Origin of the sequence: Paenibacillus sp. FSL F4-0087, assembly GCF_038020215.1 — a bacterium.
GTDB classification, from domain to species: Bacteria; Bacillota; Bacilli; order Paenibacillales; family Paenibacillaceae; genus Paenibacillus; species Paenibacillus taichungensis.
Genome location: NZ_JBBODJ010000001.1, coordinates 1,855,646 through 1,868,245, shown reverse-complemented (window position 1 = coordinate 1,868,245; position 12,600 = coordinate 1,855,646). Strand labels below are relative to the sequence as shown.

Annotated in this window: 5 protein-coding genes and 2 rRNA genes; 4 read left to right on the top strand and 3 right to left on the bottom strand. The window is 45.8% G+C overall.

Annotation, left to right across the window (positions count from 1 at the left end; translation table 11 throughout):
* Nucleotides 1-37 precede the first annotated feature (37 nt).
* On the bottom strand, nucleotides 38-1,936 hold the full coding sequence (locus MHB84_RS08780; RefSeq protein WP_076291677.1) for a beta-glucoside-specific PTS transporter subunit IIABC: 1,899 nt from the start codon (nucleotides 1,934-1,936) through the stop codon (nucleotides 38-40).
* 184 nt (nucleotides 1,937-2,120) lie between these two features.
* Nucleotides 2,121-2,981: a BglG family transcription antiterminator LicT gene (gene licT, locus MHB84_RS08775; protein WP_076291678.1), complete on the bottom strand. Its 861-nt coding sequence runs from the start codon at nucleotides 2,979-2,981 to the stop codon at nucleotides 2,121-2,123.
* Nucleotides 2,982-3,292: 311 nt separating this feature from the next.
* Here licT and MHB84_RS08770 point away from each other — a divergent pair, with 311 nt between their 5' ends.
* Together MHB84_RS08770 and MHB84_RS08765 are read left to right on the top strand one after the other, a co-directional pair.
* Entirely contained in the window at nucleotides 3,293-3,460 is a 168-nt protein-coding gene (locus MHB84_RS08770) for a DUF3934 family protein (protein ID WP_064506465.1), read from the top strand.
* Between the two features lie 187 nt (nucleotides 3,461-3,647).
* Nucleotides 3,648-4,727 (top strand): hypothetical protein, encoded by a 1,080-nt coding sequence (locus MHB84_RS08765; RefSeq protein WP_076291679.1) that lies wholly within the window; start codon nucleotides 3,648-3,650, stop codon nucleotides 4,725-4,727.
* A gap of 307 nt (nucleotides 4,728-5,034) precedes the next feature.
* Here MHB84_RS08765 and MHB84_RS08760 read toward each other — a convergent pair whose 3' ends face one another.
* Nucleotides 5,035-6,798 (bottom strand): methyl-accepting chemotaxis protein, encoded by a 1,764-nt coding sequence (locus MHB84_RS08760; RefSeq protein ID WP_445322103.1) that lies wholly within the window; start codon nucleotides 6,796-6,798, stop codon nucleotides 5,035-5,037.
* A 1,021-nt stretch (nucleotides 6,799-7,819) separates the two neighbouring features.
* Between MHB84_RS08760 and MHB84_RS08755 the strand changes: the two genes are divergently transcribed.
* Both MHB84_RS08755 and MHB84_RS08750 read left to right on the top strand, forming a co-directional pair.
* Nucleotides 7,820-9,371 (top strand): 16S ribosomal RNA (locus MHB84_RS08755).
* A gap of 246 nt (nucleotides 9,372-9,617) precedes the next feature.
* Nucleotides 9,618-12,543, top strand: a 23S ribosomal RNA gene (locus MHB84_RS08750).
* The 16S and 23S rRNA genes sit together here, the layout of an rRNA operon.
* Nucleotides 12,544-12,600: the final 57 nt, after the last annotated feature.

Sequence of the window (12,600 nt, the reverse complement as noted above, 5' to 3'; positions counted from 1 at the left end):
GTTCCTCCTAAATTGAATACATATGATATGAGTTGAGTTAGACAACCAAAGTCAACAGGACATCGTTTTTCTGTACATGCTCTTGAGTCGTTTCGAATACATCCACTTCCTGTTGCGTAAGAGTAACAATGACAGGAGTCACCGTTTCGTATCCGGCTTCTTTAATTTTATCGATTTCAAATTGGATCAACAGATCGCCTTGTCTAACGATATCGCCTTCCTGAACGACAGGATTGAAATGTTTTCCTTTCAGCGCCACTGTGTTAATACCAATGTGAATCAAAATCTCGGTACCTGCGTTGGTCGTTAATCCAATGGCATGTCCAGTTGGGAAGAGTGAAGTTACAACGCCATCCACGGGAGCGATGACTTCTCCAATCTCAGGAACAATCGCCAATCCTTTACCCATGGCACCTGTTGAGAAAGCAGGGTCGTTAATGGTGCTTAAGGCTACAACTTTACCTGTAAGAGGACTATAAATTTGTTCCTTTTTGATTTCTGTTGCTTTGGTCTCAGGTACTACAGGAAGATCTACCGGCGTACTTTCAACAGATGTGCTGGAGACAGATTCATTTTTCTCGGAAACTGTGTCTTTCGTTTTGCTTTCATAACCGAACATCACGGTCAATACCGCTGCTACAGCAAAGGAGCAGGCGATCGCAATCACGTATACAACCGTTGGTGTATAGACAGGAATGGCAAATATATTGTGGAACACATAAGCAGTCATTTTAACGCCGAAGTGACCATTAATGGCACCGCCGATCGCACCTGCAATGACAACGATAGGAATCACTCGTTTATAACGCAAGATCAGACCGTATACGATCGGTTCAGTGACACCTGCAAGTAAACCGGTGAGGCTGGTGGAGCCTGCAAGGGTTCTCAGGGTTTTGTTCTTTTTGGCTTTCAGGAAAATACCAAATGCTACACCAATTTGTGCAAACACGGCTGCAGCAGCCATAGCTTCAATTGGATCGCCGCCAACCCCGATATTCTGAATCGTGATTGGTGTGAAGCCCCAGTGGAGTCCGAAGACAACCATGAAGGTCATGAATCCACCCAGTACAATTCCTGACAAAATACCGCTGACGCCAATAAGCCAAGTTACGCCGGAGGAAATCCAGTCACCTACCGTGGTGCCAAATGGTCCGAAGGCCATTGCGGACAAAGGAACCATAATCATCAGTGCAATCATTGGTACCAGGAACAATTGCAGATCTTTCAAAATGATTTTCTTCAGTAGTTTGTCAAGTACAGCGTAGATGCTGATCGATATGAAGATCGGGAACACGCTGGCTGAATAATTCATCATGACAACCGGTATGCCGAGGAACGATACATCCGAGCCTTTATCCATCAGTCCGGTAAAGTTCGGCTCCATCAGGGCGGCACCAATTACCCCGGCTACATAAGGATTGGCTTTCAGTTTCATACCAAGTGTGATACCGAGGAAGATAGGTAAGAAATAAAAGACTGCGTTGCCGGCAGCAGATAGAATCAGGTACGTGTCACTTGTATCAGACATCCATCCAAGCATGGTCAGGACAGTCAGCAAAGCTTTTAACATACCTGATCCTGCCATGGCCGGGATTAACGGTGAGAAACTTCCGGATATAATTTCAAAGACTTTGGATAATACCGAGGTTTTTTCTCCTGTAGACTCAGCGGATGAGGAAGAATCTCCTCCAAAATCTCTGTTCTTCATGATCTCTGCATATACATGAGCCACATTGCTGCCAATGACGACCTGGAACTGTCCACCGCTTTCGACAACGGTAATGATACCATCGTGTTTCTCGAGCGTTTCTCGTTCTGCCTTTTTCGAATCCTTCAGATCGAATCTCAGCCGGGTTGCACAGTGGACAAGCCCGTTAATATTGGCTTCTCCGCCGACGAGGCGAACGATGTCATCCCCCATTTTTTTATGATCCATGTTCATTCTCCTTTGTTGTTAAGATTGCCTGAAAACAAAAAAATACCTAAACGAATGGCTATGATCATCAGAAAAATGACCCGTTGCCAATCATTTAGGTATCGCCTGCTTTACCAGTAACAATCCTTGTCGTTAAGTTGTGAGACCTACTATAAATGACGCCGAAATCGTTTGCAAGCTTTTTTTATTCAGCGTCCAGCATTTCGTTACGTGAAGTGACACGGTGGATGTGGATCGTCAAATACACTTTTTCATCAATGGACATGGCGCTTTCAAACTTCTCTTCAAGGTATTGATTAATCAATTGTGTACACTGAAAAGCCTTGGCATATTTGTCTTTAACCTGCTCATACAGGAAGTTATCACCCGATGCAAATTGCTCTTGTTCATTACTCAGCATTCTTTGTACAAAGTATTGCAGATGGGTAATAAACCGGGAATAATTAAATGAATTTTCATCCAGGGCAATGTGGTAATGATTGGTGACAATATTGAAAATATCATCAATAACCTCGGTAATTTCAACCGTTTGTTTCATACCCTGACCATCTTGCCGGGCGTTGACAAAGTGCATGGCAATAAAGCTGGCCTCATGCTCATCCATTTGGATGCCGAATTGTTCCTGAATCAGATTCACGGCATTCATGCCAATCCAAAATTCCTTTTTGTAAAATTTCTTGATTTGCCATAAAAGGGAATTCTTCAGCCCGACGGATTTACGGTACCGGGTAATGGCAAACTGAATATGATCGATCAATGATATATAGATATTATCACTAAAAATATCGCCCATTTCCTTTTTGGCATAGCCTACAATTTCGTCAGCCAATTTTAAATATTCAACCGATGTTTCACCGATCAGGTCAATCAATTTTTGCGGTATTTTATCCGATTTCAGCACAAAGGTTTTCTCGATTTTATCCTCATCCACGGGCTGTCCATTCTTCTTCTTGAAGCCCAGACCGTTGCCGATGACAACAAACTCTTGGCCTACCTGATTCTCGGCGCGAATGACGTTGTTGTTGAAAATCTGTCGGATGATCATGTATGTGTTCACCTCAATAGCTCGTAATAATAACAAAAAACCCAAACAAAGGCTTATTAGACAGCCTTTTGTTTGGGTATCGCCTGCTTACCAGTAACAATCCCGAAGAAGACACAGCTTCCTCTTTCAATTATGTCCACTATACCGCTTTCATAACAGAATAACAATACAATGATTTATGGAAATGAACGTAAAGACGTCAATTTTTGTTATAATAAGAAAGCTGGAAGTGAAGAAGATGGGCTGGGTTGCATAATAAGTTACCGAGGACGGTCATTTTTAAGCATATACAGGATTATTGGAGTGATAACATGAGCAAAGCAAAAGGAAAAGGTGGCACCGGCCGTGGTACTGGCAAAAAGGGCTGGAATCGTTGGCAAGCCGCCGCTAACCGGGCGAAAAGTGCCCCGAAGCCTTATAAAAGTAAAGGTACAAAGAATAAAACCGATGCCGAAACGCCAAGTGACAAGTCCCAGTAAGTGGGCACAAGATAAGTTGGAGAAGAGATCTGACCTGAAACAGGGCAGCTCTCTTTTTTTTGGGCTTGATGCGTTAAAAAAATTATGCTTAACAGAGCCTAATAAGTGATATCCAAATTGCCGATATAAATGGTAAATTACCCCTGTGTAGTGTCGACATACTACCTAGAACAAAGGAGATTTGTCATTGTCCAATAAAAGAATGATACTCACAATTAATCTGTTTATGGTTGTTACGCTTACTGCGTGCAGTTCTTCGTCTGGTATTCCCAATACTCCTGCGGTCTCCAAATCCATTTCTTCGGAAAAGACGGTTAATGAAACACCTGTAACAATGTTTTCTAAGAACAAGGAAGTGGAGATAACCCTCTCTTCGGATTGGAAGGTTTCAACAGAACTTACTAATCCATCACTATTGAAGTTAGCGACAGTGGATCGAACGAAGTCCATCCGAATCGACCGAGTGAACCGGGCAGACTACTTACCGGATACGTCATTGACTGATTACATGGCAATCCACAAGAAAAATATTGAATCCACACAAGGCCCAAAGAGAAAGAAAGATGAGATCATCAGAACCAGCAATCTAACTATTGATAAAAAGGAGGCTTACGTAAAAGAAGGAAGAACCAGTTATGAGAGGAATCAATTCGGGTACATTACAGCATACCTAGAAAGTAACCACCATTTTTATATCATTACATATACATCGATGTATGAATTTACGTTAGCAGACCGGGAATTTTTCGAAAAAATGTCTCAACAATTTCGGATATTGAATGATGAACCATCAGACCTTGTCCTTTCATCGACGGATCTTACATCGCATCAGGGAAAATATTCTCAATTCCAGATCCGTACTCCATCTAATTGGGAAGTTCAAGATTTTGAATTACGGGGTTCAGATCTGGATATCTCTCTCCAGGCAAACAATGATTACATGTCGATATATCTCGAACCAAAGGAAGAATCTGATTCCGATCTAACGTTAGAGGAGTATGGACGTTATGTCGCTGAAACGTATGCTGATCCAGAGAACTCCATTCTCGTTCCAGAACGCACGTCTGTTGAAATCAATGGTTTGAAGGGGATTCAGATGGAAGGGTACCAAGTAGTAAATAAACGTAAGATTGTCCAGCTACACACCATTTTAGAAGCTCAGGATCATTTTGTAGAGATCGTGTTCTATACGGGTGAGGGTCGATATAATCGGGTAAAGAATGAGTATCAGAGATATACAAGTACCTACAAGGAAAATAAAAGGTGAAGTTATAAAGGTATAAGAGATCTGCCCACCCGATATCTGGATAAGATCTCTTAAATCTGTAATACAGTCTATTATATAGCAGCTTGAATGAAAGAAGATGACTCCGAAACTTCAAGTGACAAGTCCGTTTAAATGGGCACGAGATAGAGTAGAGAAGGGAACTGGCCTGAATACAGGGAGGGTCTCTTTTTATTTTATCGCAAGCGCATCATATTAAACGAATAACAAAAAACCAAGACGCAGAGGTACCCTCAAGCATCTTGGTTTTTTGTTATTAACGTTCTTATTGTTTACTTGGTATTCAGCTCTAGTTGGCCCTTACTTTAAAGAAGGAGATCAGTTCTTGCAATTGGCCCGATACAGCCGAGAGTTCATCAGAGGCTGCAACAATGGAAGCCATGGATGATTCCTGTTCGGCAATGGATTGCTCAATCTGTTTGCTGCTATGTGCTGCTTTGCTGACGCTCGCAGACAACTCATCCGCAGTAGCGGACATTTCCTGTGTGCTGGCGGATATTTCTTCGGTGGAGCTGGAGATATCCTGAATTTGGTTAGCGACTTTGTTCGTAGCTGTCAGAATATCTTCAAAGAATTGCCCCGTCTCCATAGTGACCTGAGATCCCTTCTCCACTTCTTGGGAGCCAAGCTGCATGGCTTCGGAAGATTGAAGGATATCGCGCTGAATGCCATCAATTAAGGTACGGATTTGTTTGGCAGAATCCTGGGACTGTTCAGCGAGCTTGCGGACTTCCCCTGCGACAACCGCAAACCCTTTTCCTTCCTCACCTACACGAGCCGCCTCAATGGAAGCATTCAGGGCGAGCAAATTAGTCTGGTCTGCAATTTGTGTAATCATATTTACGATGCTGCTAATTTCGTTGGAGCGGCTTTCCAGAGACTGTATCGATTCCGACGTGTGCTTCACCGCACCAGAGATGAGTCTCATCTGCTCAACCACTTGTTGCATAATCTCATGACCTGTATTGGAACGTTGTTCCATGCTTAATGCTTCATCCGCTACATCTGCAGAACTGCTGGCAATCGTCTGCACAACGGTAGACATTTCTGTCATTGCTCGGGCACTTTCCACGCTGGCCTGATCCTGGGAGCGAAGGCCGTGAGAGATGTCCCGGATATTGCTGCTGATCATCTGGATATTATCATTATTTTTCTCGGAAATATCTAATAATTTCTTGGATGAGTCAGAGAGGTGATAGGATGTCGTTTGGACTTTGAACATCGTGTCATTGAATCGCTGAATCATCGTATTGAATTTTTCATTAATAATGCCCAGATCATCCCGTCCGGTTTGAATGGTTACATCCAGATTGCCTGCGCTTGCAGTCTCAATCCCCTTCATAAGGTCCCGGATTGGCTTAAGTGTTTTCTTCAATAGGATATACTGCAGTACCATAAACAGGATCAGGAAACCGATAAGGAAAATACTACTGTATGTAATCAGCTTATGAAGTCCTTTTGGAACTGCGTTTGCATCAACGTCGAAGTAAAGTGCAGCGTACATTTTTCCTTCGGCATTTTTAATAGGGTACATAATCGTAGTCCAAGTACCGTATTCGTCCGTATAAAAGCTGCTTAATGCAGGTTCCTCGTCGTTTTTCATACCTTCAAGAGCTATAACGTTTTTCTGTGGTAATGGATACATTGAACCTGCTGCCATATTGCTTTCTTCAAAAGGCCCCAACAAATTAGTAGGAATCGCAATGATGGACGTTTGATTTCCTTCCTTCAGTTCAGTTCCGAAGATATAGGCTTGTGCAATATTAGGATATAGCTCGTGGATGGAATCCAGGTAATCTCTTAATTCTTTCTGAACAGGTCCAGAATAACTTTTCTCTTTTACTGCTTCAAGTACTTTGTCTGTATCCAGATCTTCAAACCATTTCTGTGTTGTAACTTCAGCCTGCTCGTACAATTGTTGACTCAAAATATTCTTTTGCAGTTGATATCCCGCAGTAATCAGAATAACCCCAATCAACATAATGCTGCCGAATGAAATAACGAGATTTTTAGCAAAGAAGGGAAGAGTACTCCACCTTATCTTATTTAACAACATAGTTCACTCCTTTTTCTAATTGTGACCATCTGGATGCGTGTTCGCTCTACGTATGGTGCTTTGTATCCATGTGATATATCGTAATAGGGTTAGACTAATGTTAGTTTTTGAATGAAAATGATGCTTTAGTACCAAGGTTTTCAGAATTTCCCTCATTTCTTTCATTATTGTGTTCATTATTAAAAAAATGCGCAAATTCATAAGGGGAATTTCATTAAAGATTGTGGAAATTAAATGCCCCAAAGAATAAGACCCCTTCATTTTAAGAAGTGAATTGTGCCTAACATGTATATACATAAAGGAAAGAGGGATTTCTGTTGAAATTAAGATATGCGCATATATGAAATACATTAATACGCAAAAATGACTCTAAACGAGGCTTTACGAATATCGGAAAGATCACTGAACAATATCCTATTACTATAATGAAAGCAGCAGTAAATAGACGAAGCTAGCTTTATGAGTAATGACATTAATGAAGAGAAGTTTTCTCGGCACTACGAAACAAACTGTTCATTAGAGCTTAGGCGTTAGGATGACAACCAATAGAGGCTGTCCCATAAAACTCAAAGAGCGGTTCTGTAGATTCCGTTGGCTTAACAACTGCTGAAGTGCATTTATAATAGGAGAGTAGATCAACCCAATGTAGTGAATAAAAATAATTTAATAATATGGGTTGTAATTAGTATTAGAACATGATATATTATTAATCCGGCCAAGAAAACACGAGAAACACGGTGCGGCAAGCGAGTGAAATAAGCTTCGAAAGAAACTTAAAAAAATGCTTGCAAAGTTGGTTCGGACATGATATTATATAAGAGTTGCTGCGGTGAACAACACACAGCGATGAAACAAGTTTGATCTTTGAAAACTGAACAACGAGTGAGTAACGATCTTGCTTGCAAGGTCGACGCTGAGAAATCGGTACAAGTCTTCGGACTTTATGATTTCGAAGCAAAATAAATGAGATTTTTAATCTCGTCAGTTTCAAAATGAGCTTATCGCTCTTTTCAATACTTTATTGGAGAGTTTGATCCTGGCTCAGGACGAACGCTGGCGGCATGCCTAATACATGCAAGTCGAGCGGACTTGAAGAGAAGCTTGCTTCTCTGATAGTTAGCGGCGGACGGGTGAGTAACACGTAGGCAACCTGCCCTCAAGCTTGGGACAACTACCGGAAACGGTAGCTAATACCGAATAGTTGTTTTCTTCTCCTGAAGAGAACTGGAAAGACGGAGCAATCTGTCACTTGGGGATGGGCCTGCGGCGCATTAGCTAGTTGGTGGGGTAACGGCTCACCAAGGCGACGATGCGTAGCCGACCTGAGAGGGTGATCGGCCACACTGGGACTGAGACACGGCCCAGACTCCTACGGGAGGCAGCAGTAGGGAATCTTCCGCAATGGGCGAAAGCCTGACGGAGCAATGCCGCGTGAGTGATGAAGGTTTTCGGATCGTAAAGCTCTGTTGCCAGGGAAGAACGCTTGGGAGAGTAACTGCTCTCAAGGTGACGGTACCTGAGAAGAAAGCCCCGGCTAACTACGTGCCAGCAGCCGCGGTAATACGTAGGGGGCAAGCGTTGTCCGGAATTATTGGGCGTAAAGCGCGCGCAGGCGGTCATTTAAGTCTGGTGTTTAATCCCGGGGCTCAACCCCGGATCGCACTGGAAACTGGGTGACTTGAGTGCAGAAGAGGAGAGTGGAATTCCACGTGTAGCGGTGAAATGCGTAGATATGTGGAGGAACACCAGTGGCGAAGGCGACTCTCTGGGCTGTAACTGACGCTGAGGCGCGAAAGCGTGGGGAGCAAACAGGATTAGATACCCTGGTAGTCCACGCCGTAAACGATGAGTGCTAGGTGTTAGGGGTTTCGATACCCTTGGTGCCGAAGTTAACACATTAAGCACTCCGCCTGGGGAGTACGGTCGCAAGACTGAAACTCAAAGGAATTGACGGGGACCCGCACAAGCAGTGGAGTATGTGGTTTAATTCGAAGCAACGCGAAGAACCTTACCAGGTCTTGACATCCCTCTGACCGGTACAGAGATGTACCTTTCCTTCGGGACAGAGGAGACAGGTGGTGCATGGTTGTCGTCAGCTCGTGTCGTGAGATGTTGGGTTAAGTCCCGCAACGAGCGCAACCCTTGATCTTAGTTGCCAGCATTTCGGATGGGCACTCTAAGGTGACTGCCGGTGACAAACCGGAGGAAGGTGGGGATGACGTCAAATCATCATGCCCCTTATGACCTGGGCTACACACGTACTACAATGGCCGGTACAACGGGCTGTGAAGCCGCGAGGTGGAACGAATCCTAAAAAGCCGGTCTCAGTTCGGATTGCAGGCTGCAACTCGCCTGCATGAAGTCGGAATTGCTAGTAATCGCGGATCAGCATGCCGCGGTGAATACGTTCCCGGGTCTTGTACACACCGCCCGTCACACCACGAGAGTTTATAACACCCGAAGTCGGTGGGGTAACCGCAAGGAGCCAGCCGCCGAAGGTGGGATAGATGATTGGGGTGAAGTCGTAACAAGGTAGCCGTATCGGAAGGTGCGGCTGGATCACCTCCTTTCTATGGAGAATCGTTTCCCGAGTGGAAACATTCAAATACAAAATCTAGCCAGGTCGGCTAGTTACTCACTCGTTGCTCAGTTTTGAGAGCTCAAACTCTCAAACAGCTTGCTTTTGCATGGAGCTTGTTCTTTGAAAACTAGATATCGAAACGAAAATTGCGAATTAGAACATTCCTTTTTAAGCTGAACTTGTGTAAACAAGTTTCAATAAAAACGGTAGATTGCATTTGCTCATCTGAGCAATTGGTTAAGCTACTAAGAGCACACGGAGGATGCCTAGGCGCTAGGAGCCGATGAAGGACGTGGCGAACAACGAAACTGCCTCGGGGAGCTGTAAGCAAGCTTTGATCCGGGGGTGTCCGAATGGGGAAACCCAGCTGGGGTAATTTCCAGTTACTCATAACTGAATACATAGGTTATGTAGAGGCATACCAGGGGAACTGAAACATCTAAGTACCTTGAGGAAGAGAAAACAATAGTGATTCCGTCAGTAGCGGCGAGCGAACGCGGAGAAGCCCAAACCAGAGAGCTTGCTCTTTGGGGTTGTGGGACATCTCACATGGAGTTACAAAGGAACCGGTTAAACGAAGAGGTCTGGAAAGGCCCGCCAAAGAAGGTAAAAGCCCTGTACTTGAAAGTCTGTTCTCTCCGAGATGTATCCCGAGTAGTGCGGGGCACGTGAAACCCCGTATGAATCCGGCAGGACCATCTGCCAAGGCTAAATACTTCCTAGCGACCGATAGTGAAGCAGTACCGTGAGGGAAAGGTGAAAAGCACCCCGGAAGGGGAGTGAAATAGAACCTGAAACCGTGTGCTTACAAAAAGTCAGAGCCCGTTTTAGGGGTGATGGCGTGCCTTTTGTAGAATGAACCGGCGAGTTACGTTCCCGTGCAAGGTTAAGGTGAAGAGCCGGAGCCGCAGCGAAAGCGAGTCTGAATAGGGCGAATTAGTACGTGGACGTAGACCCGAAACCGGGTGATCTACCCCTGTCCAGGGTGAAGGTGCGGTAACACGCACTGGAGGCCCGAACCCACGCACGTTGAAAAGTGCGGGGATGAGGTGGGGGTAGCGGAGAAATTCCAATCGAACTCGGAGATAGCTGGTTCTCCCCGAAATAGCTTTAGGGCTAGCCTCGGAAAACAGAGTCGTGGAGGTAGAGCACTGATTGGGTGCGGGGCCCGCAAGGGTTACCAAGCTCAGTCAAACTCCGAATGCCATAGACTTACTTCCGGGAGTCAGACAGTGAGTGCTAAGATCCATTGTCAAAAGGGAAACAGCCCAGACCATCAGCTAAGGTCCCCAAGTGTGTGTTAAGTGGGAAAGGATGTGGAGTTGCACAGACAACCAGGATGTTGGCTTAGAAGCAGCCACCATTGAAAGAGTGCGTAATAGCTCACTGGTCGAGTGACTCTGCGCCGAAAATGTAACGGGGCTAAACACACCACCGAAGCTATGGCTTGATGCTTTGCATCAGGGGTAGGGGAGCGTTGTATAAGGGTTGAAGGTGTACCGTAAGGAGCGCTGGACATTATACAAGTGAGAATGCCGGTATGAGTAACGAAAAGATCAGTGAGAATCTGATCCGCCGAAAGCCTAAGGGTTCCTGAGGAAGGCTCGTCCGCTCAGGGTAAGTCGGGACCTAAGGCGAGGCCGAAAGGCGTAGTCGAAGGACAACAGGTCGAAATTCCTGTACCACCGTAAGCCGTTATGAGCAATGGGGGGACGCAGCAGGGTAGTGACGCGGACTGATGGATGTCCGTCTAAGCAGTGAGGCTGATGTGTAGGCAAATCCGCACATCGTAAGGCTGGACTGTGATGGGGAGCGAAAATTATAGTAGCGAAGGTCATGATCTCACACTGCCAAGAAAAGCCTCTAGCCAGGTGATGGTGCCCGTACCGCAAACCGACACAGGTAGGCGAGAAGAGAATTCTAAGGCGCGCGGAAGAACTCTCGTTAAGGAACTCGGCAAAATGACCCCGTAACTTCGGGAGAAGGGGTGCCCCGGTAGTGTGAATAGCACGAGGGGGCCGCAGTGAAAAGGCCCAAGCGACTGTTTAGCAAAAACACAGGTCTGTGCGAAGCCGTAAGGCGAAGTATACGGGCTGACGCCTGCCCGGTGCTGGAAGGTTAAGGGGAGCGGTTAGGAGCAATCCGAAGCTGTGAACCGAAGCCCCAGTAAACGGCGGCCGTAACTATAACGGTCCTAAGGTAGCGAAATTCCTTGTCAGGTAAATTCTGACCCGCACGAATGGCGTAACGACTTGGGCGCTGTCTCAACGAGAGATCCGGTGAAATTTTAATACCTGTGAAGATGCAGGTTACCCGCGACAAGACGGAAAGACCCCATGGAGCTTTACTGCAGCTTGATATTGAATTTGGGTACGATCTGTACAGGATAGGTGGGAGCCTTTGAAGCATGAGCGCCAGCTTGTGTGGAGGCACCGTTGGGATACCACCCTGATCGTATCTAGGTTCTAACCTGGTACCGTAATCCGGTGCGGGGACAGTGTCAGGTGGGCAGTTTGACTGGGGCGGTCGCCTCCTAAAGAGTAACGGAGGCGCCCAAAGGTTCCCTCAGAATGGTTGGAAATCATTCGAAGAGTGCAAAGGCATAAGGGAGCTTGACTGCGAGACCTACAAGTCGAGCAGGGACGAAAGTCGGGCTTAGTGATCCGGTGGTACCGCATGGAAGGGCCATCGCTCAACGGATAAAAGCTACCCTGGGGATAACAGGCTTATCTCCCCCAAGAGTCCACATCGACGGGGAGGTTTGGCACCTCGATGTCGGCTCATCGCATCCTGGGGCTGAAGTAGGTCCCAAGGGTTGGGCTGTTCGCCCATTAAAGCGGTACGCGAGCTGGGTTCAGAACGTCGTGAGACAGTTCGGTCCCTATCTGTCGTGGGCGTAGGAAATTTGAGAGGAGCTGTCCTTAGTACGAGAGGACCGGGATGGACGTACCGCTGGTGTACCAGTTGTTCCGCCAGGAGCACCGCTGGGTAGCTATGTACGGAAGGGATAAGCGCTGAAAGCATCTAAGCGTGAAGCCCCCCTCAAGATGAGATTTCCCAGTATGTAAGACCCCTTGAAGACGACGAGGTAGATAGGCTGGGGGTGGAAGTGCAGCAATGCATGGAGCTGACCAGTACTAATCGGTCGAGGGCTTATCCAAATATGCAAGTTTTAAATCGCACATTTCGTTTCGGATCTAGTTTTCAGAGAACAAACT